General features: G+C 67.6%; 25 protein-coding genes. 18 read left to right on the plus strand and 7 right to left on the minus strand.

Annotation, left to right across the window (positions count from 1 at the left end; all coding sequences use genetic code 11):
• Genes H9Q09_RS04315 through H9Q09_RS04325 form a run of 3 tightly spaced genes read left to right on the plus strand, consistent with a single transcriptional unit; the run spans window position 1 to window position 2,086 of the window.
• Window positions 1–378, plus strand: a complete 378-nt coding sequence (locus tag H9Q09_RS04315) for a hypothetical protein (protein WP_009211180.1) — start codon at window positions 1–3, stop codon at window positions 376–378.
• Window positions 378–1,670: a c-type cytochrome gene (locus H9Q09_RS04320; RefSeq protein ID WP_187390018.1), complete on the plus strand. Its 1,293-nt coding sequence runs from the start codon at window positions 378–380 to the stop codon at window positions 1,668–1,670. Before H9Q09_RS04315 ends, H9Q09_RS04320 begins: the two co-directional genes overlap by 1 nt.
• Complete coding sequence (locus tag H9Q09_RS04325; protein ID WP_187390019.1) at window positions 1,667–2,086, plus strand: metallopeptidase family protein; 420 nt, start codon at window positions 1,667–1,669, stop codon at window positions 2,084–2,086. The genes H9Q09_RS04320 and H9Q09_RS04325 overlap by 4 nt, the downstream gene beginning before the upstream one ends.
• Here the strand turns inward: H9Q09_RS04325 and H9Q09_RS04330 are convergent.
• The 3 genes from H9Q09_RS04330 to H9Q09_RS04340 are packed head-to-tail and all read right to left on the minus strand — an operon-like array spanning window position 2,032 to window position 3,421.
• A complete protein-coding gene (locus H9Q09_RS04330) occupies window positions 2,032–2,280 on the minus strand; it encodes a phage holin family protein (RefSeq protein WP_187390020.1) in 249 nt (82 codons plus the stop codon). The genes H9Q09_RS04325 and H9Q09_RS04330 overlap by 55 nt on opposite strands.
• Before the next feature lie 53 nt (window positions 2,281–2,333).
• Window positions 2,334–2,540, minus strand: coding sequence for a DUF1737 domain-containing protein (locus H9Q09_RS04335; RefSeq protein WP_187390021.1), 207 nt, complete (start codon window positions 2,538–2,540; stop codon window positions 2,334–2,336).
• The gene (locus H9Q09_RS04340) at window positions 2,537–3,421 is read right to left on the minus strand and encodes a CoA ester lyase (RefSeq protein ID WP_246715994.1); all 885 of its coding nucleotides are present in this window, start codon (window positions 3,419–3,421) and stop codon (window positions 2,537–2,539) included. Before H9Q09_RS04340 ends, H9Q09_RS04335 begins: the two co-directional genes overlap by 4 nt.
• A 147-nt stretch (window positions 3,422–3,568) precedes the next feature.
• On the opposite strand from H9Q09_RS04340, the gene leuD reads away from it, so the two are divergent.
• Both leuD and H9Q09_RS04350 read left to right on the plus strand, forming a co-directional pair.
• On the plus strand, window positions 3,569–4,174 hold the full coding sequence (gene leuD / locus H9Q09_RS04345) for a 3-isopropylmalate dehydratase small subunit (RefSeq protein WP_187390023.1): 606 nt from the start codon (window positions 3,569–3,571) through the stop codon (window positions 4,172–4,174).
• Between the two features lie 164 nt (window positions 4,175–4,338).
• Complete coding sequence (locus tag H9Q09_RS04350; RefSeq protein WP_246715995.1) at window positions 4,339–4,953, plus strand: hypothetical protein; 615 nt, start codon at window positions 4,339–4,341, stop codon at window positions 4,951–4,953.
• 304 nt (window positions 4,954–5,257) lie between these two features.
• Here H9Q09_RS04350 and leuB read toward each other — a convergent pair whose 3' ends face one another.
• The gene (gene leuB / locus H9Q09_RS04355; protein WP_187390024.1) at window positions 5,258–6,379 is read right to left on the minus strand and encodes a 3-isopropylmalate dehydrogenase; all 1,122 of its coding nucleotides are present in this window, start codon (window positions 6,377–6,379) and stop codon (window positions 5,258–5,260) included.
• Between the two features lie 263 nt (window positions 6,380–6,642).
• Here leuB and H9Q09_RS04360 point away from each other — a divergent pair, with 263 nt between their 5' ends.
• The 4 genes from H9Q09_RS04360 (at window position 6,643) to H9Q09_RS04375 (ending at window position 12,369) form a co-directional block, all read left to right on the plus strand.
• Window positions 6,643–7,542, plus strand: a complete 900-nt coding sequence (locus H9Q09_RS04360; protein ID WP_348646274.1) for a mechanosensitive ion channel family protein — start codon at window positions 6,643–6,645, stop codon at window positions 7,540–7,542.
• A 249-nt stretch (window positions 7,543–7,791) separates the two neighbouring features.
• A complete protein-coding gene (locus H9Q09_RS04365) occupies window positions 7,792–8,823 on the plus strand; it encodes an aspartate-semialdehyde dehydrogenase (RefSeq protein ID WP_024349361.1) in 1,032 nt (343 codons plus the stop codon).
• 248 nt (window positions 8,824–9,071) lie between these two features.
• The gene (locus tag H9Q09_RS04370) at window positions 9,072–9,734 is read left to right on the plus strand and encodes an OmpA family protein (RefSeq protein ID WP_009211190.1); all 663 of its coding nucleotides are present in this window, start codon (window positions 9,072–9,074) and stop codon (window positions 9,732–9,734) included.
• A 301-nt stretch (window positions 9,735–10,035) separates the two neighbouring features.
• A complete protein-coding gene (locus tag H9Q09_RS04375) occupies window positions 10,036–12,369 on the plus strand; it encodes an EAL domain-containing protein (RefSeq protein ID WP_024349359.1) in 2,334 nt (777 codons plus the stop codon).
• A 31-nt stretch (window positions 12,370–12,400) separates the two neighbouring features.
• On the opposite strand, the gene H9Q09_RS04380 is transcribed toward H9Q09_RS04375, so the two are convergent.
• Window positions 12,401–14,242, minus strand: coding sequence for a thioesterase family protein (locus tag H9Q09_RS04380; RefSeq protein WP_187390026.1), 1,842 nt, complete (start codon window positions 14,240–14,242; stop codon window positions 12,401–12,403).
• Window positions 14,243–14,470: 228 nt separating this feature from the next.
• On the opposite strand from H9Q09_RS04380, the gene H9Q09_RS04385 reads away from it, so the two are divergent.
• A complete protein-coding gene (locus H9Q09_RS04385; RefSeq protein WP_024349357.1) occupies window positions 14,471–15,124 on the plus strand; it encodes a hemolysin III family protein in 654 nt (217 codons plus the stop codon).
• A 37-nt stretch (window positions 15,125–15,161) separates the two neighbouring features.
• On the opposite strand, the gene H9Q09_RS04390 is transcribed toward H9Q09_RS04385, so the two are convergent.
• Window positions 15,162–17,546 carry a transketolase gene (locus H9Q09_RS04390; protein ID WP_187390027.1) on the minus strand — a complete coding sequence of 795 codons (2,385 nt, stop codon included), beginning with the start codon at window positions 17,544–17,546 and terminating at the stop codon, window positions 15,162–15,164.
• 166 nt (window positions 17,547–17,712) lie between these two features.
• Here H9Q09_RS04390 and H9Q09_RS04395 point away from each other — a divergent pair, with 166 nt between their 5' ends.
• Window positions 17,713–18,183 carry an Lrp/AsnC family transcriptional regulator gene (locus H9Q09_RS04395; protein ID WP_187390028.1) on the plus strand — a complete coding sequence of 157 codons (471 nt, stop codon included), beginning with the start codon at window positions 17,713–17,715 and terminating at the stop codon, window positions 18,181–18,183.
• A 24-nt stretch (window positions 18,184–18,207) separates the two neighbouring features.
• On the opposite strand, the gene H9Q09_RS04400 is transcribed toward H9Q09_RS04395, so the two are convergent.
• Window positions 18,208–19,800 (minus strand): gamma-glutamyltransferase family protein, encoded by a 1,593-nt coding sequence (locus H9Q09_RS04400; protein ID WP_187390029.1) that lies wholly within the window; start codon window positions 19,798–19,800, stop codon window positions 18,208–18,210.
• 296 nt (window positions 19,801–20,096) lie between these two features.
• Here H9Q09_RS04400 and H9Q09_RS04405 point away from each other — a divergent pair, with 296 nt between their 5' ends.
• From H9Q09_RS04405 to H9Q09_RS04435, 7 genes are all read left to right on the plus strand, one after another.
• Window positions 20,097–21,032, plus strand: coding sequence for a dihydrodipicolinate synthase family protein (locus H9Q09_RS04405; protein WP_187390155.1), 936 nt, complete (start codon window positions 20,097–20,099; stop codon window positions 21,030–21,032).
• A complete protein-coding gene (locus H9Q09_RS04410) occupies window positions 21,022–21,810 on the plus strand; it encodes an SDR family oxidoreductase (RefSeq protein ID WP_187390030.1) in 789 nt (262 codons plus the stop codon). The genes H9Q09_RS04405 and H9Q09_RS04410 overlap by 11 nt, the downstream gene beginning before the upstream one ends.
• 214 nt (window positions 21,811–22,024) lie before the next feature.
• Window positions 22,025–22,888, plus strand: coding sequence for an STAS domain-containing protein (locus tag H9Q09_RS04415; protein ID WP_187390031.1), 864 nt, complete (start codon window positions 22,025–22,027; stop codon window positions 22,886–22,888).
• A gap of 3 nt (window positions 22,889–22,891) precedes the next feature.
• Window positions 22,892–23,260, plus strand: a complete 369-nt coding sequence (locus tag H9Q09_RS04420) for an STAS domain-containing protein (RefSeq protein ID WP_029702749.1) — start codon at window positions 22,892–22,894, stop codon at window positions 23,258–23,260.
• 10 nt (window positions 23,261–23,270) lie between these two features.
• Window positions 23,271–23,675, plus strand: coding sequence for an ATP-binding protein (locus H9Q09_RS04425; RefSeq protein ID WP_024349352.1), 405 nt, complete (start codon window positions 23,271–23,273; stop codon window positions 23,673–23,675).
• Window positions 23,672–24,673 carry an ATP-binding protein gene (locus H9Q09_RS04430; protein WP_246716010.1) on the plus strand — a complete coding sequence of 334 codons (1,002 nt, stop codon included), beginning with the start codon at window positions 23,672–23,674 and terminating at the stop codon, window positions 24,671–24,673. The genes H9Q09_RS04425 and H9Q09_RS04430 overlap by 4 nt, the downstream gene beginning before the upstream one ends.
• Window positions 24,670–25,788 carry an ATP-binding protein gene (locus H9Q09_RS04435; protein ID WP_024349350.1) on the plus strand — a complete coding sequence of 373 codons (1,119 nt, stop codon included), beginning with the start codon at window positions 24,670–24,672 and terminating at the stop codon, window positions 25,786–25,788. The genes H9Q09_RS04430 and H9Q09_RS04435 overlap by 4 nt, the downstream gene beginning before the upstream one ends.
• Window positions 25,789–25,815: the final 27 nt, after the last annotated feature.

A 25,815-nucleotide genomic window follows, 5' to 3' on the forward strand; every position in this document is an offset into this window, starting at 1 on the left:
ATGTCGGTCGACAAACGCACCTATGACGATCTGTGGACGCTGATCGCGGCACCGCTGGTCTGGGCGCTGCACTTCCTGTTCAGCTACACGGTGGCGGCCTATGCCTGCGCGCCCCAGAGCTGGCTGTTCAAGGATCTTGCGACGGCGCGGATCGCCATCGGCGTCGTCACGCTCCTGTCGCTGCTGGCCATCGCCTACGGCTTTCGCCGCGCCTGGCGGGACTGGTCGGCAGGAGGCGGCGGCCATCGCCACGATCGCGACACGCCGGAGGACCGCGAGCGGTTCCTGGAATTCTCGACGCTGCTGCTCGCCGCCCTGTCCTTCGTCGGCGTCATCTTCGACGTCCTGCCCGTCATCATGATCGCGGACTGCCGGTAATGCGCAAGCGGATCGATTTCATCCTGACCTGGAAGCGGATCGGTGCCGCCGCGGCCGCCGGCGTCGTTGCCGCCTTTGCTCTCGGCTGGTCCGGCATGGTGCCGATCTCCGCCTCCTCCGGGCATTTCCCGCCCTTCGGCTGGTTCCTCCACTGGGTCATGGGCAACGCCGCCGAGAAGCAGTCGCTGGCGGTCAGCGTTCCCGACGATCTCGACCTGTCCGACCCGGCGCTGGTCAAGCGCGGCGCCGGGCATTTCGCCACCGGCTGCGCCGTCTGCCACGGCAGCCCGACCGAGGCGCAGTCGCCGGTCGTCCTGTCGATGACGCCGCACCCGCCGCGCCTCGAGGGACGTGTGCCGGAATGGTCGGACCGCGAGCTGTTCTGGATCGTCCAGCATGGCATCAAATATACCGGCATGCCGGCCTGGCCGACGCAGGCGCGCGCCGACGAGGTCTGGGCGCAGGTGGCCTTCCTGCGCGCCCTGCCCGGCATGTCGCCGGCCGCCTATGACGATCTGGCGCTGGCGAGCGGCGCCGATGGCGGGCTCGACGGCGGCAATGGCGGGCAGAACACCATCCTGTCCAACGGCGCGGAACTCGCTTTCGAGGACGCGCTAGCCGATTGCGCCCGCTGCCACGGCCGCGACGGCTATGGCCGCGGACCTGCCGGCGCCTTTCCGGTTCTGGCCGGACAGCCGGCCGACTATCTCCTGGCCAGCCTGCAAGCCTATTCCAACGGCGAACGCGCCAGCGGGTTCATGCAGCCGCCGGCCCGGCGCTACGACGCCGAGATGCTGGCGCGTCTCGCCGAGCATTTCGCCGGCGTCGAAGGACCCGGCAGCCCGGCGGCGACCGGTGGGGTCGGAACAGACGCAGCCGCAGCGACGCCACCTGCCGAAACGCCGAAGACCGAGACCGAACGCGCGGTGCCGGAGGAAGCGGCATCAGGCCCGCCCGACACGCGCGAAGGGCTTCTGGCGCTGGGCCGAAGGCTTGCCGAAGACGGCCTGCCGGAGCGCAAGCTGCCGGCCTGCGAAAGCTGCCACGGCGCCGATGGCGCCAATCGCGAGCCGGCCCGCAATGCCGTCTATCCGCGGCTGGCCGGCCAGCCCGAATGGTATCTGAAGACCCAGTTGCATCTGTGGAAGGAGGGGGAACGCGGCGGCACCGCCTATGCCCACGTCATGACGAACATCGCCAAGCACCTCACCGACGAGCAGATCGACGCCGCCGCGGCCTGGTACGGCCAGACCGCGCCCGGCGCTGGCCCGCATCAGGAGATCCGCTCATGAGCGGCGCGACACCAGCGGATTGGGAAGGGCGGATGGCGCCGGGGCTCGACGTGATCGAGGCCATCGCCATCAAGGCCTATGACGAACTGCCGGCCGAGTTCCGAGCGCTCTCGGGCGAAATCCGCTTCCTCATCGCCGAGTTTCCCGACGAGGACGTCGTCAAGGAGATGGCGCTCGACAGCCCCTTCGACATTCTCGGCCTGTTCGAGGGCCGCGGCATCGGCGATCTTGGCAGCCCGGTCACCGGCGAACTGCCGAACCGGATCCTGCTCTATCGCCGGCCGATCCTCGACTATTGGGCCGAGCACGAGGAGACGCTGGGCAGCCTCGTCTCACATGTCCTGATCCACGAGATCGGGCATCATTTCGGCCTGTCGGACGAGGACATGGAGGCACTGGAAGATTCGGTCGCCTGACGCCGACGCCGCTTGCGCCAACCGAGAAAGGCCAGCACCGCCAGTGTGCCGGTGACGATCGACACAGTCATCGGCATGGCCAGCGCCAGCAGCGCGAAGACCGTCAGGCAGGCGGCGCCGAACAGGCCGAGCACGGCACAGCCGATGCCGTAGCCGACGGCCGATTCCAGATGGCGTTTCGTCTTGTCGGGCATGGCCACGCCGCGGTCCGGGCACCGGCCCGAGCCGCTCCCTTGCAGACTGTCGGCTATTGCTCGCCGAGCTTCATTGCCGGGTCGTAGTCGCGGCCCTCGACGGTCTTGGTGACCGCCTGGCCGCAGCGCATCGCGCCGGCCGCGGCGTCGAAGGCGTAGGTCGGCGAGCCGTACAGTTCCCAGCCCTTGGAGAGGGCCAGCGAGACCTTGTGGCAGAAGCTGGAATCGTCCGGCCCGGACAGGAAGCGGTAGAGTTTCATGCCGTGGTCCCACGTTCGGCGATGCTGTCGCGCATCCGGAGGAGTGCCTGCGCCTGGGTCAGATGCAGCCGCTCGACCATGCGGCCGTCGATCTGCAGCACGCCCTTGTCCCGGTTTTCCAGCTCTGCGAAGGCGGCGACGATCCGCTCGGCCCAGGCGACGGCGTCCGGATCGGGCGAGAAGGCCTGATTGGCCGCCGCGATCTGGCTCGGATGGATCAGCGTCTTGCCGTCGAAGCCCATGCGCCGGCCGGCCGCGCATTCGGCGGCAAAGCCCTCCGCGTTGCGGAAATCGGCATAGACGCCGTCGAGAACGGCCAGGTCGTAGGCCTTTGCCGCGACGACGATCTGCATCATCCACGGCATCATCTCGGCCCGGTCAGGTCCCGGTTCGATGCCCGTCGACAGGGCGATGTCGTTGGGCCCGACGATCAGCGCGCCGAGCCGGTTCCGGCTGCCTTCGCGGGCGATCGTACCGACGTCGAGAATGCCCAGCGGCGTCTCGATCATCGCCCAGAGCTTGAGCGTGTCGGGCGCGTCGGTTTCCGCCAGCGCGACGGCGGCCTCCTGCAGCATCGCAGCAGTCTCGACCTTGGGCAGCAGGATCGCGTCGACCCCGGCGCCGCGCGCCATCAGAAGGTCCTCGGTGCCCCATTGCGTGTCGAGGGTGTTGATCCGCACGATCCGCTCGCCCTTGCAGGAGCTGTCCTGCAGATGCGAGCGCAGCCGCTCGCGCGCCGCGGCCTTTTCGTGCGGGGCGGCGGAATCCTCGAGGTCGTAGATCAGGCCGTCGGCGGCGAGACCGTCGGATTTCTCCAGCGCGCGGGCATTGGCGCCGGGGACGAAGAGCAGCGAGCGGCGGGGGCGAAAGGACGTGATCATGGCCGATGTCATGGCCGATTCAGCCGCGCGAGGCAATCGCCGGGACGGCTGCGCGCGACGCCTCGGTTTGCGCCTTGGCGGCGCCATGCTATCTCCCCGGGCGAGGAACATCCGCCGACACTATCGGCGAGCCAAGGGGATGGAGCCATGCAGAAATTCGACCGCCTGACCGGGATCGCGGCGCCACTGCCGATCATCAACATCGACACCGACATGATCATCCCCAAGGACTATCTGAAGACGATCAAGCGCACCGGCCTCGGCGCCGGCCTGTTCGCCGAGTCGCGCTTCAACCGGGACGGCTCGGAGAACCCGGACTTCGTCCTCAACAAGCCGGCTTACCGCAATGCCGAGATCCTCGTGGCGGGCGACAATTTCGGCTGCGGCTCGTCGCGCGAGCATGCGCCCTGGGCGCTGCTGGACTTCGGCATCCGCTGCGTGATCTCCACGTCCTTCGCCGACATCTTCTACAACAACTGCTTCAAGAACGGCATCCTGCCGATCACCGTGACGCCCGAGCAGCTCGAACTCCTGATGGACGACGCCGAGCGCGGCGCCAATGCCCGCCTGACCATCGATCTGGAAGCCCAGACCATCTCCGGCCCCGACGGCGGCGAGATCACCTTCGAGATCGACCCGTTCCGCAAGCACTGCCTGCTCAACGGTCTGGACGACATCGGCCTGACCATGGAGAAGGCCGAGTCCATCGGCTCCTACGAGCAGGACCTGGCCGAGCGCCGTCCCTGGGCCTGAGCCTGTTCCGCTGTCATCGCAGGGGGCCTTTCCAGCCAGCGGTCGATAGACGGCGGATCATTCGGCCGGTTGCCGCGCGCTCCGGCCGCGGCAGTTAGGCAGAGCATTGCCGGCGCGATCGCCTTCTGGTCGCCGCAGGCGCAGAACCGGAAGGATCGGCCGGCATGCTCACCTGGATGACCGACAACAGCGGCGCGCTCAACGTCGTCCTGAATGCCGCCATGCTCGGCGTCTGGGGTGTCTATCTGCAGATCATGGTGAACAGCTACCGGCGCCAGCGCCGGTCATCCATCCTGATCACCCGCGGCGCCGGCCACGGCATCCGCTCGCGCTGCCTGATCACCAATATGGGCGCCGAACAGGTCTATGTGACAAGCCTTCTGGCCACGGTCACCGCAGGCGACGACACCCGGGAATACACGCTCACCGATCTGCGCGACCTGCCGGAAGACCTTGGCGACGATCCGCACTCCGCCATGCGCCAGGGGAGCCTCGGTACCGGGCGCTACATGGATCTGGGGCATTTCGACGAGTTGCTGAAGGAGATCACCAGCACCGATCCGGAATTCACCCGCAACGCCACGATAGACACCTTCGCGCTGACCGTGGTGGCGCTCTACGGCACCGAGCGGATGCCGGTCGGGGCGACGCGCAGTTTCGCCATCAAGAAAGACGGGGATGGCAACCGGCACATCGTGCCGGATTCGGTGGAGACGCGGCAGATGCGCAGTCGCCGCGACCGCAAGACCCTGCGCAACAAGCTGATGAAGCACATGTAGGCTTCGCCGCCGCGGCTCTCTTCGAGGCCCTCAACGCGAAACGGCCGACCTCTCGCGAGGCCGGCCGTCTTCGTGTCAGCGCCTGTCGGCGGCGGACGGGGTCAGGCCCGGCGCGGTGCCCGGCGGGGCTCTTCGCCACGGCCGAGGAACTTCTTGGCCACCCAGCCGACGATGACTGCCTTGAGAATGCTCTTGATCATCCTGCGCTCCTGTCGAAGTTATCTTGCGCAAACAACGCAGATGTCCCCAACCGGTTGCGTCGCAGTCACGCAGGATGATCGGTCTTGCCGTTGCTCGGCCCCGTTCAGGCGACCTTGGCGAGCGTCTCGCGGAAGCGTGCGGCCACCGCGTCGCCCATCTCCTCGGTACCGACCTGGCGGCAGCCCTCGCCCATGATGTCGCCGGTGCGCACGCCAGATTCCAGCACGTCGGCGACCGCGCCCTCCAGCGCATCGGCCTCGGCGACCATCTGGAAGGAATAGCGCAGGCACATGGCGAAGGAGGCGATCATCGCCAGCGGATTGGCGATGCCCTTGCCGGCGATGTCCGGCGCCGAGCCGTGCACCGGCTCGTAGAGCGCCCGGCGCGTACCGGTCTTCTCGTCGGCAGCGCCCAGCGAGGCCGAGGGCAGCATGCCGAGCGAGCCGGTCAGCATCGCCGCGATGTCGGACAGCATGTCGCCGAACAGATTGTCGGTGACGATGACGTCGAACTGCTTGGGCGCGCGGACCAGCTGCATGCCGCCGGCATCGGCGAGCATATGCTCCAGCTCCAGATCGGAATATTCGTCGCGATGAATGCGGGTGACGACCTCGTTCCAGTAGAGGCCCGACTTCATGACGTTGCGCTTTTCCATCGACGTCACCTTGCCGCGACGGGTGCGGGCAAGATCGAAGGCGGCCCGGGCGATGCGCTCGATCTCGTAGGTATCGTAGACCTGCGTGTCGATGGCGCGCTTCTGACCGTTGCCCAGATCGATGATCTCCTTGGGCTCGCCGAAATAGACGCCGCCGGTCAGCTCGCGCAGGATCAGGATGTCGAGACCTTCAATCACCTCGCGCTTCAGCGACGACGAGCCGGCCAGCGCCGGATAGCAGATCGCCGGGCGCAGATTGGCGAAGAGCTCCATGTCCTTGCGCAGCCGCAGAAGTCCGGCCTCGGGGCGCTTGTCGTAGTCGACGCCATCCCATTTCGGCCCGCCGACGGCCCCGAACAGCACCGCGTCGCTGGCCATGGCAATGTCCATGGTCGCGTCGGAGATCGGCGCGCCTTCCGCGTCATAGGCGCAGCCGCCGACAAGCGCGGTCTCGGTCTCGAAGCCGGCGCCGACCATCTCGTTCATCAGGGCGGTGAGCTTCTCCACCTGTGCCGTCGTCTCGGGGCCGATCCCGTCGCCGGGCAGAAGCAGGAGCTTGCGGGTCGTCATCTTGGCGTATCCTCCATGGTGCCAGTCATCGTGCCGGCTTTACACCAAAGGGCGCCGCTGGACACCCCGCCGATCCGGCACGCGGGCCGCCGATTGTGGCCGGGCCGGCAAGGGCGCTCCGACAAATGCCGCCAAATGGCCTTGTTCCGTCAAGGCGCCGTTAACCGCCCGGGACCATAAGCGGGCGATACAAAGGAAGCCTCGGCGCATGTCTGGCAGCCGGCCCGCCAGGGGCCCGGCGCGGCAACGCCATGGAGAGTAGCGTGCCGTTCTTCATCCCGACCCCGATCGCCGACAATCTGATGTGGAGCCTCGCGATCCTCGTGGCGACGCTCGGCCTGCGCTGGGCCGGCGAATGGTTCGCCACCCGCAACACCGATCCGATCGAGGCCCGCCAGCGCCGCTTCACCATCCGCGCCATCACCCATGCCGTCGTCGCCGTGGCGCTGCTCGGCATCTGGCTGAGCGAGATCCAGAACCTCCTGTTCTCGCTGGCCGCCGTCATGGTGGCGCTGGTTGTGGCGACCAAGGAGCTGATCATGTGCATCGCCGGTTCGGTGCTGCGCTTCGGCGGCCATCTCTTCAAGGTCGGCGACCGCATCGACATCAACGGCATCCATGGCGAGGTGATCGACCACGGCCTGTTCTCCACGACGATCATGGAGCTGCCGCCCCATCATCTTGGCCATTCGGGCACCGGCCGCGTGGTGATGCTGCCGAACGCGATCCTCCTGACCGGGCCGGTGCGCGTCGGCGCCCAGCCCCGGCACTTCTTCCCGCACCGCTTCACCCTGACGCTCGAAGGCCCGGTGCCGGTGCGCGAGACCAAGGCGCGGATCGAGGCGGCCGCCGAAGCCGCGCTCGCCGACGATCTCGACCGGGCAACCCGCTTCCACCGGCTTGCGGCCGGCAAGGCCGGCGCCGAGATCGCCGGGCCGGGCTACGAGGTGACGGTCGGCACCTCCGACATCGGCAAGTTGCAGTTCCACGTCATGCTCTATTGCCTCGTCCAGGATGCGGGCGCCCTGCAGCAGGCGATCACGCTGGAGGCGCTCGAGGGCCTCGGCGCCGCCCGCACGGTCAAGCCCGGCGAGCAGCGGACCTGGGACGAGATCGCCCGGCAGCTCAGGGAAGCGGCGCGACCGCGCGAGGCCGCCGCCTGAGCGGCGACAAGGCCCTGCCAGGCAGGGGCCGAAGCGTGGTCAGCGGGCCCGAGACCAGGGCGTGTCGGGTGGGCCGAACCCGGGCCGCACAATTGACAAGCCCCGTGCATCCGCGCATATCGCGCCTCATGTCCGTACGCTGCACCGTCAAACCGTCGACTCTGTGACGCCGCCTGCCCCGCTGGTCTCCCCCGGGGCAGAGACGCGAGCGTGCGAAGAGTGAGCGGGGAGAGCGAAGGATTGCATCCCATGGGTTACAAGGTCGCCGTCGTCGGCGCTACCGGCAATGTCGGGCGCGAAATGCTGGAAATCCTGGCCGAGCGCGGATTTCCCGCCGACGAGGTCGTGGCGCTGGCCTCGCGCCGCAGCCAGGGAACCGAGGTCTCGTTCGGCGACAAGACGCTGAAGATCGTCGCGCTGGACCAGTATGATTTCAACGGCACCGACATCTGCCTGATGTCGGCGGGCGGCGACATCTCCAAGGAATGGTCGCCGAAGATCGCCGCCACTGGCTGCGTCGTCATCGATAATTCCTCGGCCTATCGCTACGATCCGGACGTGCCGCTGGTCGTGCCGGAAGTGAACGCCGATGCCGTCGAGGGCTTCCGCAAGAAGAACATCATCGCCAATCCGAACTGCTCGACCGCGCAGCTCGTCGTGGCGCTGAAGCCCCTGCACGACGTCGCGACGATCAAGCGGATCGTGGTGTCGACCTACCAGTCGGTCTCCGGCGCCGGCAAGGAAGGCATGGACGAGCTGTTCAAGCAGAGCCGCGCCGTTTTCGTCGCCGACGAGATCGAGCGCAAGAAGTTCACCAAGCGCATCGCCTTCAACGTCATCCCCCATATCGACGTCTTCATGGAAGACGGTTCCACCAAGGAAGAGTGGAAGGTGATGGCCGAGACCAAGAAGATGCTCGACCCGAAGATCAAGGTCACCTGCACCGCCGTTCGCGTGCCGGTCTTCATCGGCCATGCCGAAGCGGTGAACATCGAGTTCGAGAAGCCGATCACCGCCGACGAGGCGCGCGATATCCTGCGCGAGGCACCGGGTTGCCTCGTCATCGACAAGCATGAGGACGGTGGCTACATCACCCCCTACGAGTCGGCCGGCGAGGACGCGACCTACATCTCGCGCATCCGCGAGGACCAGACCCTCGACAACGGCCTGAACATCTGGGTCGTCGCCGACAATCTGCGCAAGGGCGCGGCCCTGAACACGGTTCAGATCGCAGAATTGCTGGTCAATCGCGGTCTCCTGAAGCAGCGCGACGCCGCCTGAGGCACTGTTCCGCGATCGCCCGGTCCGCCGGGCGATCGCTGACGCGCGGCCTTCGTGCCGCGCCCGTTTCGCTCCCCCTTCTTTCCGGTCTGCGTCCGGCTCCGGCGTCTGTGCCGGCAACGCCGCCGCATCTGTGGCCGTGCCGCAACGTTCCAGCCACATTCCAGACATCTGTGCTGTCTAACGGCCATCGGACCGGGACATTTCGTGCGGGCTTCGCCCCGCCTCACACATCTGGACTTTCGCTGATGAAGAAGCTCGCTTTCGTTCTCGCCCTCACCGTGGCCTTCGCCGGCTGCACGACCGACCCCTATACCGGCGAGCAGAAGCTCTCCAACACCGTGGGCGGTGCCGGCATCGGCGCCGGCGTCGGCGCGCTCGGCGGCTATCTGGTCGGCCGCGCCGCCGGCGTGGATTCCGGCCGCGCCGCACTGATCGGTGCCGGTATCGGCACGCTCGGCGGCGGCGCCGTCGGCGCCTATATGGACAACCAGGAAGCCAAGCTGCGCGACCAGCTGCGCGGCACCGGCGTGTCGGTCACCCGCGTCGGCGACCGCATCATCCTGAACATGCCGTCCAACATCACCTTCCCGACCGACCAGTCGTCGATCCTGCCGGCCTTCTACCCGACCCTGAACTCGGTCGCGCTGGTCCTGAAGGAATACGACAAGTCGATCGTCAACGTGTACGGCCACACCGACAGCCAGGGCTCCGACGGCTACAATTTCACCCTGTCGCAGCAGCGCGCCTCCTCGGTCAGCCAGCTTCTGGCGTCCCAGGGCGTCGATCCGCGCCGCCTGAACACCCAGGGCTTTGGCGAGAGCCAGCCGGTCGCCTCCAACGACACCGAGTCCGGCCGCGCCCAGAACCGCCGCGTCGAGATCGCGATCTCGCCGCTCACCGCAGGCTGAACGCGGCGCGCCCATCCGGCGCGGCCATCATCGACGAACATGCAAGGCCGCCCGGGATATCCCGGGCGGCCTTTCCGTCTGTTGGGCGCCTGCGATGGACCGACGTCAGGGCGCCAGAATTGTCGCGAACATGGCGTACAAAGCGTTGCGGGAGATCAATCTCCGGTCGCCTTAACCCCATGCAGGATCAGGCTTTCTCGCTCCGGTTGCGGCCGCCGTTCAGCATAAATTAAGAGCCGGCCCCTAACACTTCGTCGGTGTGCCTGAAACCAGCCCGCTGCGGGCGGTAGGATGGATCGATTTGTTCAGGGCCCTGGCCTCCTATCTGATCGACATGGATCGCAAGCCCCGCCGGCTGGAGCTGCAACTTCAGGAGCGGGTCCGCGTCGAGCAGCTGGACTTTGCCCTCCGCCTCGCACCCTTTACCGTCATCACCAGCATCAGCGTCGTCCAGGTCGTCTCCTACCTGTTCTGGCGGTCCGAGCTGGCCGGCTATCTCGTGCTCCTGCAATGCCTTGCGATCCCCGCGACGGTGATCGCGCTGGAACGCTGCTGGCGCTGGCGCAGCTCGGCCAAGCCGCAACGGGTCGACAGCAGCTATGTCGAATGGTTCGCCCGGCTGGCGCTGTTCGCCGGCACGCTTCTGGGATCCATTCCGCTGGTGCTGTTCGCGCAGGCCGGCGCCGACGGGCGGCTGCTCATCGCATCGACCTGCGCCGGCCTGATCGCCACCGGCATCGGCCTCGCCGTCGTGCCGCGTGCGGCGATCAGCTTCACCGGTCCGATCGTGGCGGGAAGCTTCGTGGCGCTGGCGACCACCGGCGAAGCCTTCTACATTTTCGTGGCCGTGCTCCTGGCCATCTATTCGGGCTTCATCTTCGCCACGATCGTGCATCTCAGCCGGCTCGTGACCATGCGGGCCGCCTCGCAGGTCGAGCTGGAACGCCAGCAGGAACTGACCAATCTCCTCCTCAACGATTTCGAGGAGAATGCCAGCGACTGGCTGTGGGAGACCGACGGCGATCTGCGGCTGCGCCATGTCTCGGCCCGCTTCGGCGAGGTCGCCAATACCCGCATCGAGGATCTGCAGGACCGCCCGCTCGGCGAATTGCTGCCGCCGCCGGTTCGCACCGGCGAGGCCCATGCGGCGGCCATGCTGTGGTCGTCGATCGGCGCGCGCCTGCCCTTCCACAAGATCGTCCTGCCGGTGGATGTCTCGGGCAGCGACCGCTGGTGGGCGCTGAGCGGCAAGCCGATCATCGACACGGCCGGCCGGTTCTCGGGCTATCGCGGCGTCGGCTCCGACGTGACGCAGAAGAAGACCACCGACGACCGCCTCGCCTATCTGGCCAGTCACGACGCCCTGACCGAGCTGCCCAACCGGTCGCTCTTCCAGGAAAAGCTCGCCGAGGCGCGCAACGGCGATCCGGACCAGGTCCGCTTCGCCGTGCTGCGGCTCGATCTCGATGCGTTCAAGAGCGTCAACGACACCTTCGGCCACGGCATCGGCGACGCGCTGCTGCGCAATGTCGCCGGGCGTCTCCTGAGCTTCGCCGACCCGGCCCGGACGATCGCGCGGCTGGCCGGCGACGAGTTCGCCATCGTCGCCAACGGCCACGACCGCGAGGCGGCGGCCGAGCTTGCCGGCCACCTGGTGGACCGGATCAGCGCGCCCTACCGGATCGGCGATCTGAGGATCTCCGTCGGCGTCAGCATCGGCATCGCCACGGCGCCGGAGAACGGCTCGGAAGAGGTCATGCGACGCGCCGACGTCGCGCTCTACCGGATGAAGCAGGAGGGCGGGCGCAGCTTCCGCTTCTACGAAGCGCAGATGGACGAGCAGATCGAGGAATGCCGCGCCCTGACCGGGGAGCTCCGCGGCGCCCTGGAGCGGCGCGAATTCATCCTCCACTTCCAGCCGCTGGTCTCGGCCCGGGCCGCAACCATCGAGGGCTTCGAGGTGCTTCTGCGCTGGCAGCACCCGACCCGCGGGCTGGTGCCGCCGGACGAGTTCATCCCGCTGGCCGAGCAGAGCGGCGCGATCATCCCGCTGGGCCAGTGGGTAATTCGCGAAGCCTGCCGCATCGCCGCCGCCTGGCCGTCGAAGCTGACGGTCGCCGTCAACCTGTCGCCCATCCAGTTCCGCCACAGCGATGTCGTCGCCATCGTCCGCGACGCGCTGCAGGAGAGCGGGCTCGCCGCCGAACGGCTGGAGCTGGAGATCACCGAATCGGTGTTCCTGGAGGCCACGCAGGAAATCCTCGACATCCTGCGGACCCTGCGCGGCATGGGCGTCAGCCTGTCGCTCGACGATTTCGGCACCGGCTATTCGAGCCTCAGCTATCTGCGCCGCGCGCCCTTCACCAAGATCAAGATCGACCGCAATTTCGTCCGTGACCTGCCCGACGCCAAGACCGACGTCGCCATCGTCCGGGCGGTGGTGCAACTGGGCACCAGCCTCGGCATGACGGTGACGGCCGAAGGGGTCGAGACCCTCGCCCAGCAGACCTGCCTCGCCGAACAGGGCTGCCACCAGTTCCAGGGCTATCTCTACAGCCGCCCGGTCCCGGCCGAAGAGGCCGAGGCCCTGATCCGCAAGCCGCGGCTGAACCTCGTAAACCCGCACGCGGCATGAGCGCCGCGCGCCTGCGCCTCTCGGTCGCCGTTCAGATGCTGTTCTGGGCCGCCCGCGTCGGCAGGCCGGCGACATCCGGCGTCTCGCCCAGATGCGGCGATTCCTTCGGCCAGTAGGGCAGGAAGCCGCTGATGATGTCGCGCGGAATGTCCAGCGGCCGGTATTGCTCGGTATCGACGAACATCAGCGATTGCTCGCCGCGTCCGAGCAGACCCTGGCTTTCGCTGTGGATCTCGTGGGCGAGCGTGACGAACTTGCGGTTGTGGCGGGCGATCCTGATGCGCACCGTCACCGGATCGAACTCGCTCGCCTCGCGGCGGAAGTCGTGATTGAACGACTTGGTCAGCACGTAATAGTTCGTCGTCTTCAGGTCGAAATCCGGCATGCAGATGTTGAAGAACAGCTCGCGCGCCTTGCCGACCCAGCGCACGTAATTGGCGAAATAGACGTTGCCGACCGAATTGGTGTCGTCATAGGTCGGCATCAGCTTCATCACGAAGGTCTGGCCGTCGAAGCCGTGGGACAGGCTCGTATTCGTCGCCGGGCTCGGCACGTTCTCGTTGCGCGGGACGAGCTCGACCCGCGTCGGGATCGGTCCGGATGGCATCGGCGCAAGCCCGGTGGCCACTTCCGGCGGCGCGCCGAAGAGCAATTGCCCCAGCATCGGGAAGGCGCCGATCAGCGCCAGCAGCGGCGCCCCGGCAACGAAGGCCGGGATCGGGGCCACATGGCCGATCAGGAAGATCAGCATGGCGGCCAGCCCGATCAGATAGCACAGCACCGGATCGTAGCGCCGTGTCGCCCCCAGCACCTCGCCGACGAGGCAGGCCGCGCCACCCACCAAGAGCGTCGCGAAGGGCAGCATCAGGGCGATCTGGGAGAGCTGCGCCGACAGGGCAAGACCGGCGACGCCGGCGGCGGCCCCCAGAAGCCACAGGGGCGACGACACCAGCCCGGCCGGAACGAAGGCAAGCAGCGGGCTGAGGCTGCGCTCCGTCAGCGCTCCCAGATGCCAGCGAGTCGCCACGTAGAAGCTGTCGATGGTGGTCAGCGCGGCGACCACCGACCAGACCAGATAGGCGAGGATCGCCAGACCCGAGCCGCTGCCGGCCAGCGCCAGCGCCACGGCGGGCTGCGCCTGGGCAACGCCATCGGCCGAGGTGAAGGTGATCAGCCCCGCGGCCCCGGCGAGAACCGCGTTGAGGCACAACAGCCCGAGGAACAGGAGCGATCCCGCACCATAGGCGACGCGCACCGAGCCGCCCTCGCGGTGGATTTCCAGAACCCGCTGCCATTGCTGCACGTCCATCCACGGCCCCAGCAGGAAGCCGACGAGGGTCGGGATGACGAGGCCGTAGAAGGTGGCATCGAGCGAGGCCAGCGGCACATTGGGCAGGTTGGCGTTCGCCGGCAGGCCGGTCAGGGCGACGCCGGCCGCGGTTATGCCGACCAGGAGCATCGCCACATGCAAGAGCTTCAGCCGGACGAGCGGCAGGGCGTGGCCGATGGCGCAGCCCATCAGGACGAGCAGCCCCACCATGATCGCCGCATCGCCGCCGAAGAGCGGCTGCCACACATAGGCGACGAAGCCGAATATGGTCAGCGCCACGGCGCCGAGCTGGCACAGGAGGAAAATACCGCCATAGGCGCTCTGGACCTGCCGGAAGATGGCGGCGGGGTCCCGGTTCGGCGCGCCGAGGACCCAGCCGAACAGGAACAGTCCGGTGATGTTGGCGGTGGCGAAGGCGGCAAAGGCCAGCCACCCATGGGTCAGGGTGACGTGGATCGCATAGAAGAAGCCGAGGCCCCACAGCCAGGACATCGCGATGGTCGGCGCCCAGAGAACGGATCTGAGAATCGAAAACTGGGTCATTGCGCACCATGTTCCTGAGAATCGCGGCTGGCGCGACGGCGCCCGGATGTTAACCTTCGATTAACAAAACCCACACTGCAATCAAAGACTACGGACACAAGTCCACGAGGGGCGACGGCGCTACGGCATGTCGCATCCCCAAGCGAAGACGACGCCGTCACAGTCGGCGAAACGACAGATCCATGGCATTTCGTCGCGGGATCGCAGGAAGAAGGATGATGGAGCCGAATGCCAGACGCACATCCCGGCGCCGTCCGCTGGAGCTATTCCGTCAGTGAACTGCGCGCCGACGCGGCCGTTCACGCCGTCGGCGTCCTTGCGGCGCTGAGCGGCAGCCTCGTCTTCCTGATCGCCATGGTCGGCGAGGTGTCGGCGGGAGTCTTTGCGGCGGTGACGATCTATCTCGCCACGCTGCTGTTCTCGATCGGCATTTCGGCCGCCTACAATGTCTGGCCGGTGTCGCGGATCAAGTGGATGCTGCGCCGGCTCGACCATTCGGCGATCTACCTGCTGATCGCCGGCACCTACACGCCCTTCCTGGTGCGCAGCCAGACCTGGTGGCTGCTTACCGGCGTGTGGAGCATCGCCGCGGTGGGCATCACGCTGAAGATCGCCCGGCCGGGACAGTTCGACCGGCTATCGATCCTTCTCTACCTCGCCATGGGCTGGAGCGGGATCGTCGCCTACGACCACCTGTCGACGCAGCTCCCGCCTCAGGTGCTCTGGCTGATCGTCGCCGGTGGGCTGGTCTATTCGATCGGCGTCATCTTCCATCTGATGGAACGGCTGCGATTCCAGAACGCCATCTGGCACGCCTTCGTCGTGGCCGCTGCGGCGATCCATTTCGTCGCCGTCTGGGATTCCACCCTGATCACCGTCTAGGCGGTCCCGGTCCGCACAGCCGTCCCGTTCGCGCCTGCTAGTGCGCTGCCACGGCCGCGATCTCGGCGGGCAGTTGCAGGGCGCCGTTGGCCGCCGCGACGATCGCCTCGGCATCGATCCCGAAATGGCGGTAGAGATCGCCGATCGTCCCGGTCTGGCCGAAGCGTTCGACGCCGAGGGGGATCGTGCGGTGGCCACCGACGCCGCCGAGCCAGGACAGGGTGGTCGGATGGCCGTCGATGACGGTCACGACCCGGCAATGCGGCGGCAGGCGTGCGAACAGGCGCTCGGCATGGCTGGTCGCCCGGCGATCTCCCTGCCGGCGGGCCCGCTGCGCGGCGCTCCAGCCGGCATGCAGCCGGTCGGCCGAGGTGACCGCCAGGACGCCGATGTCGCGATGGCGCTGGCCGAGCCTGCCGGCGGCGGCGATGGCCTCGTTCGCCACGGCGCCCTGATAGGCGATGACCAGTTCGCAGTTCGGCCCCGGCTCGCGCATCCAGTAGGCGCCGTCGACGACGCCCTGTTCGAAATCGGCGCCGGAGCGGCGGCCCGGCTGTTCCAGCGGGTTGGTCGTCAGCCGCAGATAGACCGAACCGCCGGCCGCATCGCCGAGGCTTGTGCGGGGATCGGGCGTCGGCTCCCCGTCCCGCTGCATATGCGCGAAGCCCCAGCCCATGATGATCGCCAGCTCGTCGACGAAGCCGGGCTCGAAGGCGGCGAGCCCATCCTGGGTCATGCCGATCAGCGGCGAACCGATCGACTGGTGGGCGCCGCCCTCGGGCGCCAGGGTCACGCCGGAGGGGGTACCGACCACCATGAAGCGGGCGTCCTGGTAGCAGGCGTAGTTCAGGGCATCGAGGCCGCGCGCCACGAAGGGATCGTAGACGGTGCCGATCGGCAGCAGGCGCCGGCCGTTCAGCGAATGGGACAGCCCCGCCGCCCCGAGCAGCAGGAAGAGGTTCATCTCGGCAATGCCGAGCTCGATATGCTGGCCCTCCGGCGCGAACTCCCATTTCGCCGTGGACGGGATCTTCTCGGAGATGAAGGTGTCAGTCTGGGCCTTGCGGGCGAACAGCTTGCGCCGGTTCACCCAAGGTCCGAGGCTGGTCGTGCCGGTCACGTCCGGCGACATGGTGACGATGCGCGCGGCCAACTCGGTGTCGGTCTTGGAGATGTCGTCGAGGATGCGGCCGAAGCCGGCCTGGGTGGAAATCTCGCGCTCGGCTCGCGTGGCGATCGCCGGAACGGGAATCGGCCGATCGGCATGGCGGCGCGTGCCCTCGGCGAAGAACGGCACGTCGGCCAGAAAGGCGCGCAGGGCGTCCGGCTCCTCGACGGTGGCCAAGGGGTCCCATTCGGCGCCCTCCGCGACGCCCATATGGGCCTGCCATTCGGCCATCTGCGCCTTGTTCATCAGGCCACCGTGATTGTCCTTGTGGCCGGCAATCGGCGTGCCCCAACCCTTGATCGTATAGGCGAGGAAGCAGACCGGCCGGTCGTGGTCGATAGCGCGGAAGGTCTCGGCCATGGTGTGCACGCAATTGCCGCCGAGATTTTCCATCAGTTCGGCCAGTTCGTCGTCACTGCGCCGGTCGATCAGCGCGGTGACGTCGCCCTGGTCGCCGAGCGCGTCCATCAGCCGGGCCCGCCAGACGGCGCCGCCCATAAAGGTCAGCGCCGCATAGAGCTGGTTCGGGCAGGCGTCGATCCACGCCTTCAGCGTCTGGCCGCCCGGCTCCTCGAAGGCAGCGCGCTGCAGCCGGCCATACTTGATCCGCACCACGTCCCAGCCAAAGGCGTCGAAGATTTTCTCGACCCGCTGGAACAGCCCCTCGCGCACGATGCCGTCGAGGGACTGGCGGTTGTAGTCGATGACCCACCAGGTGTTGCGCAGGTCGTTCTTCCAGCCCTCCTGGAGGCATTCATAGACATTGCCCTCGTCGAGCTCGGCGTCGCCGACGAGGGCGATCATCCGGCCGAGGGGAATGTCGGCGCCCCAGGATTTGGCCTGGACATAGTCCTGGACCAGCGAGGCGAAGGAGGTGATGGCGACGCCGAGGCCGACCGAACCGGTGGAGAAGTCGACGTCGTCCACGTCCTTGGTCCGCGACGGATAGGACTGGACGCCGCCATAGCCGCGGAAATTCTCCATCCGCTCGCGGGTCTGGTGGCCCATCAGATACTGCATCGCGTGGAAGACCGGCGAGGCATGGGGCTTGACCGCCACCCGGTCCTGCGGCCGCAGGGCCGAGAAATAAAGCGCCGTCATGATCGAGACGAGCGAGGCCGAGGAGGCCTGGTGGCCGCCGACCTTGATGCCGTCGACCTTTGGCCGGACATGGTTGGCGTGGTGGATCATCCAGTGCGACAGCCACAAGAGGCGCTGCTCGACGGTTTTCAGATGGTCCATTTCGCTCGACATCGGCAGCTCTCCGGTAGTCTTCTCCCTCCCCGGCGGGGCGCAGCGGCGCGGGCCGCGACTGCCGGAGACCCTGCGGACGCTATCACCGGGCGCGAAGCGCTTTCTTGCGAAGACCTGCGCATGAGGGTAGCGACCCAGCAGCTTTCCACTCTGCGAGAGGCTCACCGTGGTGAATACCCCCAAGATCGACGAGATCGACCTACGCATCCTGCGCGCGCTGCGGGCGGACGGGCGGATGTCGGCGGCCGATCTCAGCCAGCGGGTCGGCCTCAGCGCGACGCCGGTCATCCGCCGGCTGCGCCAGCTCGAGGAGAGCGGGGTGATCACCGGCTATGCGGCGCTGATTGACGAGGTGGCGCTGGGCTTTGCCCTGTCGATCTTCGTCTCGGTCAAGCTCGACCGCCAGGTGGACGTGGCGCTGCGCAGCTTCGAGGCCGCGATCCTGCGCTTTCCCGAGGTCGTCGATTGCTGGCTGATGACCGGCAATCGCGACTATCTGCTGCGCATCGCCGTGACCGGGCTGAAGGAGTTCGAGACGCTGATGATCGAGCGTCTCGTCAAGATCGACGGCGTCGCATCGATCGAATCCTCGATCCCGCTGCGGCGCATCAAGTCGGGCATCTCGCGCACGCCCTGACGCGCCGGCTCTTGGTCAGTACCGTCAGAAACCGACAGCCTGCCCGTCCTTGCGCGGATCGGAGCCGGCGACATAGCCGCCCTCGACCCGGTGGACGAGCTGCGCCCCGCCGAAGCCATAGGAGGTGTCGGGCATCTCGCGGCTGATGCGGTGGCCCATCGCCTCGAGCTGCGCGATCACCGCGTCGCCGGCCGCCGCCTCCACCGCCACGTCCAGCCCCTCGACGATGCGCCAGCGCGGCGCGTCCACGGCGGTCTGCGGATCCTGGCCCCAGAGCTGGGTCCGCAGCACCATCTGCACATGGCCCTGCGCCTGGATCGGGCCGCCCATGACGCCGAAGCTCATCAACGGCTGGCCGTCCTTCATCAGGAAGCCGGGAATGATGGTGTGGAAGGGCCGCTTGCCGCCGGCAACCTCGTTGGGATGGCCCTTTTCCAGCGAGAAGCCGGCGCCGCGATTCTGCAGGCTGATGCCGGTGCCCGGCACGACGACGCCCGAGCCGAAGCCGGCGTAGTTCGACTGGATGAAGGAGATCATCATGCCGTCGGCATCGGCGGCCGACAGATACACGGTGCCGCCCTGCTTCGGCGCGCCGGCCTTGAAGTCCTGCGCCTTCTGCGGATCAACCAGCGTGGCGCGGCTTTCCAGATAGGCCGGATCGAGCAGATGCGTCTCCTCCACCTCGCGCATGTGCTCGCGATCGGCGACGAAGGCCCACATGTCGCGAAAGGCGAGCTTCATCGCCTCGATCTGCAGATGCAGCGCCTCGGCGCTGTCCGGCGCGTAGCGTTCGAGGCCGAGATGCTTGAGGATTCCCAGCGCCATCAGTGCCGCGATGCCCTGCCCGTTGGGCGGGATCTCGTGCAGATCGACCCCGCCGTAATCCTGGCTGATGGTGCCGCACCATTCGTTCTCGTGGGCGGCAAGGTCGGCCTCGGTCATGGCGCCGCCGGTCTCGCTGGCGAAGGCGGCGATGCGCGCGGCCAGTTCGCCGCGATAGAAGGCCTCGCCCCGGGTCTCGGCGATCAGGCGTAGCGAGCGGGCGAGATCGGCACTGCGATAGAGCGTGCCGGCGGCGGGCGTCGTGCCACCCGGCATGAAATGCTCGGCGAAACCGGGCTGCGCAGTGAGGATGTCGGCCCCCCGCGCCCACAATTCGGCAATGATCGGCGACACCAGGAAGCCGTCCTCGGCATAGGCGATGGCCGGCGCCAGCAGGTCGGCGAAGGGCAGCTTGCCGAAGCGCTCCGACAGGTCGCGCCAGGCGGAGACGGCGCCGGGCACGGTCGCGCTGTCCCAGCCGCGCTGGGGCATCGCGGCCTTGCCGGCAAAGCGCTCCGGGTTCCAGGCCATCGGCGCACGGCCCGAGGCGTTGAGGCCATGCAGTTCGCTGCCGTCCCAGACGATGGCGAAGGCATCGCTGCCGAGGCCGTTGCCGGTGGGCTCGACCAGCACCAGGACGGCCGCCGCTGCGATCGCCGCGTCGACGGCATTGCCGCCCTTGGCGATCATCGACAGGCCGGCCTGCGAGGCCAGCGGCTGCGAGGTGGAGACGATGTTGCGGGCAAAGACGGGTGAGCGACGGGACGCGTAAAGCGTGTCGTGACGAAAGTGCATGCGGGACTGTTCCTCCTGAGAACCGGCGAGCCGGACCCCCTCCCGAGTCCTGCGCGGCGAGAATGCGCCGCGTCCGGCACCGATGGCAACCGGCATGCCAGCGCCACGGGATGGACAGCCGCCCAACGATCTTTCCGGCCCGCCTCCCGGGCGCCGGAGAGACGTCGTCGCAGGTTGCATACAATCATGCAGGGGGCTACGCCGTGTCGGGGGAAATCGCGCGCCGGCCGGTTTCGAGGTCTCGAAACGCCGGCCGCAGACAGCATTCAGGGAGAATCATCGCCGTGCCAGCCACAATGATCGACCGCGACAGTCGCGGCGTCTTCATCATCGCCGCAACGCCCTTCACCGACGACGGCGCACTCGATCTCGCCAGCACCGACACGCTGGTCGACTTCTATCTCGACAGCGGCGTCAACGGCATGACGATCCTCGGGATCATGGGTGAGTCGAACAAGCTCACCCCCGAGGAATCCCGCACCTTCGCCAAGCGCGTGCTCGACCGGATCGACGGCCGCATCCCGGTGATCGTCGGCGCTTCGGGTGCCGGCATCGACAACATGAAGCGCTCGGTCGATTCCGTCATGGAAGCGGGCGCGGCCGGCGTGATGATCGCCCCGACGCCGGGACCGGCGGTCGAGGACCGGATCATCAATTATTTCGGACAGGTCTGCGATGCGCTCGGCCCCGACGTGCCGATCTGCTTCCAGGATTTCCCGCAGACCACCGGCGTGCCGGTCTCCTCGGCGACGATCCTGACCCTGACCCGCAACCACAAGCAGATCGTCATGCTCAAGCATGAGGATTCGCCCGGCCTCGCCAAGATCACCGCGGTGCGCACCAAGTCCGGCACCGCTGACACGCCGCGCATGTCGATCCTGTGCGGCAATGGCGGGCTCTATTTGCCGCAGGAGCTGCAGCGCGGCGCCGACGGCGCGATGACCGGCTTTGCCTATCCGGAGATGCTCGTCGAGGTGGTGCGTCGCCACCATGCCGGCGACGTGGACGGCGCCGAGGATCTGTTCGACGCCTATCTGCCGATCTTGCGCTACGAACAGCAGCTGGTCTTCGGCCTTGCCGCCCGCAAGGAAGTGCTGCGTCGCCGCGGCGCCATCGCCTCGGCCCGCGTGCGCGCGCCGGGACCCAAACTCTCACCTGCCGATCACACCGATATCGACCGGCTGATGAAACGCACCGAAATCAAACTGGAAAGGCTCGGCCATGGATCTTGATCTCAACGGCAAGCGCGCCCTCGTCCTCGCCTCCTCGCGCGGCCTCGGCCTCGGCATCGCCGAGGCGCTGGCCGCCGAAGGCGCCAACGTCCTCCTGTGCGGGCGCAGCGCCGACAAGCTGGCGGCCAATTGCGAGGCGATCAACGCCCGCGGCGCCGGCAAGGCCGACTACATCGCCGCCGACCTCGCCGATGCGAGCTTCGTCGAGACGCTGCATCAGGCGGCCCTCGACAAGCTCGGCGGCATCGACATCCTGGTCAACAACACCGGTGGTCCGCCTCCGGGCGGCGCCGTCGGCATGGATGTCGGCGTGCTCGAGAAGCAGTTCCAGATGATGGTGCAGCGGGTCATCGACCTGACCAACCGCGTGCTGCCGGGCATGCGCGAGGCAGGCTGGGGCCGGATCCTGACCATCGCCTCCTCGGGCGTCATCCAGCCGATCCCGAATCTCGCCCTGTCCAACACCCTGCGTTCGGCGCTGGTGGGCTGGTCGAAGTCGCTGTCGAACGAGGTTGCCGGCGACGGCGTCTGCGTGAACATGCTGCTGCCGGGCCGCATCCACACCGAGCGCGTCGACGAACTCGACAACGCCAATGCCTCCAAGTCCGGCAAGGCGGTCGAGGACGTGCGCGAGGCCTCGCGGCTGGCCATTCCGGCCAAGCGCTATGGCGACGTCGCGGAATTCGCCGCGGTGGCGGCGTTCCTCGTCTCCGGCAAGGCCAGCTACGTCACCGGCTCGGTGATCCGCTGCGACGGCGGCGCCACCAAGTCCGTCTGACGCCGATCGGGTGCGTGGCGGGCGGGGCCGACAGGTCTCGCCCGCCGCGCACCGCCGTCGCATCCCCGCCCGACAACTCGAAAACTCCTGCCTGCCACCTGTCCGCCGACGGCCCAAAGGGTTGTTGCGGCTGCATTTCCGGCTGCCGCGTTGCATGCGGCGCCGCGACGGGCCATAGACGGTCAGGGACATATCAGGACAGGCAAGGCACGAAATGGCGAGCGAAACGACGACGACGGCCTCTCTTCTGCAGGACGAATTCGAGAAGATCCTCTCGGCCTGGATGAAGGCCCAGGCCAAGGAAGGCGTCAAGCGGACCGATCTGGTCTCGGCGAAAGAGACCGAGCGTCAGAGCCGGGACCTCCTGACCGCGCTGGCACGGTCCAGCCAGACGGCGGCCACCGACGCCAGCTTCGACTTCGCCAATCCGGGCTGGGACCCGGTGCGCGACGCGATCGAGGAGATCACCGAGAGCCGCACCCAGCGCGGTGTGACGCCCTCGGAGATGGGCTGGTTCATCGCCTCCCTGAAGCAGCCGCTGTTCGACCATCTGGCCGCCGATCTGGCCGAGAAGCCGAAGCAGATGAGCGCCGAGCTGTGGAACACCACCCGCATGGTCGACCAGATCGTGCTGCAGGCGATCGAGTCGCTGGTGTCGAAGCGCGAAGCCGTCATCGAGCGCCAGCGCGAGGAAATGACCGAGGTTTCGGCGCCGGTGGTCAAGATCTGGGACCGCATCGTCACGGTGCCGCTGATCGGTACGCTGGATTCCTTCCGCGCCCAGACGGTGATGGAAAACCTCCTCGACGCCATCGTCCAGTGGGAAGCCGAGGTCGCGATCATCGACATCACGGGCGTGTCCACCGTCGACACGCTGGTCGCCCAGCATCTGCTGAAGACCGCCGCGGCCGTCCGCCTGATGGGCGCCCATTGCGTGATCTGCGGTATCCGCCCGAAGATCGCCCAGACGGTCGTCAATCTCGGCGTCGAGCTGCCCAACATCACCACCCGGGTCGATCTGCAGAGCGGACTCGCCTACGCCTTCGAGCGGATCGGCGTCTCCCCCAAGGAGCGATGACGGGTGGAAGCCTCGGTTGGAACCACCCCGATCGTCACGATCACCGGCTGCGTCATCGTGGCGATCCGCGATGATCTGGACGATCACGACATCCTGGCCCTGCAGGACCAGCTGGTCGAGGAGGTGTCCCGCAAGAATGCCGTCGGCGTGATCATCGACATCGGCAGCCTGGAGATCGTCGACACCTTTGCCGGCCGGATGCTGGGCGCCATGGCGCAGATGGCGCGGATGATGAACGCCCGCACTGTCGTCGTCGGCATGCGTCCGGCGGTCGCCATGACGCTGGTCGAGCTCGGCATGACGCTCGAGGGCGTCGAGACCGCGCTGAACGCCGATCGGGCGATCAACCTGATCCTGGGCGAGCGGAACTAGGCGCCGTTTCTTGGCTGAGAGCGATCTGACCGTCACGCTGTCGCGCCCGAGCGACGTCGCCTACGCGCGCCAGGCCGCGATGCAGGCGATGACGTCGATCGGTGCGAGCGCGATCAAGAGGACGAAATTCGTGACCGCGGTGTCGGAGATCGCGCGCAATGCGATCGTCTATGGCCATGGCGGCAGAATCTCTTTCGAGATCGTGGGGAACGGCTCGCAGCGCCGCGTCGTTGCGGAGTGCACGGACAGGGGGCCCGGCATCGCCGACGTCAATCAAGCTTTGAAAGACGGCTTCAGCACCGGCAAGGGCCTCGGCCTGGGCCTCAGCGGAGCGCGGCGCCTGGTCGACCGGTTCAAGATCACGTCGTCGCCCGATACGGGCACGACCGTCATATTGGAGTGCGCGTGTCGATGATCTCACTGCCGATCCTGGAAACCAGTCAGATCGGCGCCGCGCGCAGAAGAGCCCTGCAGGAAGCCGAGACGATCGGCCTGGCCGAGGATGATCGCGACCGGCTGGCGCTGGTCGTGACCGAAGCGGGCACCAATCTGCTGCGCCATGCCACCGGCGGCGAGATCCTCCTGTGCCCGCACCAGGGCAAGACCACGGCCGGCATGGATGTCATCGCCCTTGACGACGGCCCGGGCCTGCCGAATGTCGAAGCGGCCATGGCCGACGGCTTCACCACGGCCGAGGAAGGCGAGCGCAGCCTCGGCAGCGGCCTCGGCGCAATCGCCCGCATGTCGGACGGTCTCGACATCTACAGCGACAGCCGCGGCACCACCCTGACGGTCAGCATCGGCAAGACCGGCCGCCCGGCCAGGGGGCCGATGGAAACTGCCGGCCTGATCGTGCCCAAGCCCGGCTTCGATGCCGGCGGCGACATCTACGGCATCCGCAAGGATGGCGGCGCCACGATGATCATGCTGATGGACGTGCTCGGTCACGGGCCGACCGCCGCGAAGGACGCCGAGACCGGCCTGGCCGCGTTCCTCGCCGCCAAGGGCAAGTCGCTGGAGGACACCGAGATATTCGTCGCCGACGCCATGGCCGGCAGCCGCGGGGCGGCGTCGCTGATCGTCGAACTGCCCCATGGCGGCGACAGGCTGCGGGCCCTCGGCCTCGGCAACGTCAAGGGCGAGATCATCTCGGCCGACGGCAGCCGGCACGGCATCCCCTCCTCGCCCGGTATCGTCGGCGCTTCGACCCGCCGGCCCCGGGTCACCGAACATGCATGGGGAAAGGGCGCCATGCTGCTCCTCACCACCGACGGCCTGAAGGGCGGCGAGCGCTTCCCCGAACCGTCCGCCCTGTTCTTCCGCGACGTCCTGACCATCGCGGCAACGCTCTACAAGCGGCGCCGGCGCGGGAGCGACGACAGCGGTGTCGTCATCGCGCAGGCCCGCCAATGAAAGCCGTCGTCACCTCGATCAATCTGGAGCAGGATGCGGATGTCTCGCATACCCGCCGCACCGCCCGGCTGATCGCCAAGGTCGCCGGGGCGCCGGCGCGCGACCAGATCCGCTTCGCCACCGCCGTCTCCGAGATTTCCCGCAACGCCCTGCAATACGCCAAGGGCGGCGTGACCGAATTCGCCTTCGACCGCAGCGCCAAGATCACTCGGCTGATGGCGCGGGTGCAGGACAAGGGCGGCGGCATCGCCGCGGTCGAGACCATGCTGCGCGGCCGCCACCAGTCCCATACGGGCCTCGGTCTCGGCCTGAGCGGCTCGCAGAAGCTCGTCGACGATTTCGATTTGAAGACCGGCTCGGGCGGTACCGTCATCACGCTGGGCCTGCAGCTGGCAACGACCAAGCGGCCCGAGGAACTGGCGGTGGCCACCGCCTCGGCGCTGGTGGAAGCGAGCCACGGGTCGCCGATGGAGGAACTGGCCGAGCAGAACCGCGCGCTGCGCGATTCGCTCGCCGAGCAGCAGTTCCTGCTGCGCGAACTGCATCACCGCACCAAGAACAACCTCGCCATCATCCAGTCACTGGCGATCATGCAGGCGCGACAGGCGACCACCGAGGAAACGCAGGACGCGCTGTCGGTGCTGACCAACCGCATCCAGGCCTTCGCCAACGCCCACAATTTCCTGCACCGGGCCGAAGACGTCACCCAGGTCGATCTGCAGCAGCATCTGGAAAGCCTGACCGACCGGCTGGCGTCGGCGATGGGCGATCACCAGCTCACCATCACCTGCAAGGTCGATGCCGTGCCGGTCGCCTTCGACACGGCCACCGAGCTCGCCCTGATCGTCAACGAGCTGGTTACCAACGTCACCAAGCACGCCATGCAGGCGGGCCAGACCAAGGGGCGCGTCACCATCGAGGCGCATCAGTCGGACGGCACGCTGCATCTGCGCATCGCCGACGACGGCGAGGGACTGGCCGACGCCGAGACGGTGCTGCGAAATTCCAAGTCGCTCGGCTGGCGGATCGTCGAGGGCTGCGTGCGCAAGCTCAACGGCACGATCGACGTGGATGGCAGCGACGGGCTCGCCATCTCCCTGACCTTCCCGATCTGACCCGGCGCCAAGGAACGGGCGGCACGC

This window comes from Aurantimonas sp. DM33-3 (assembly GCF_014334315.1).
Lineage (GTDB): Bacteria > Pseudomonadota > Alphaproteobacteria > Rhizobiales > Rhizobiaceae > Aurantimonas > Aurantimonas coralicida.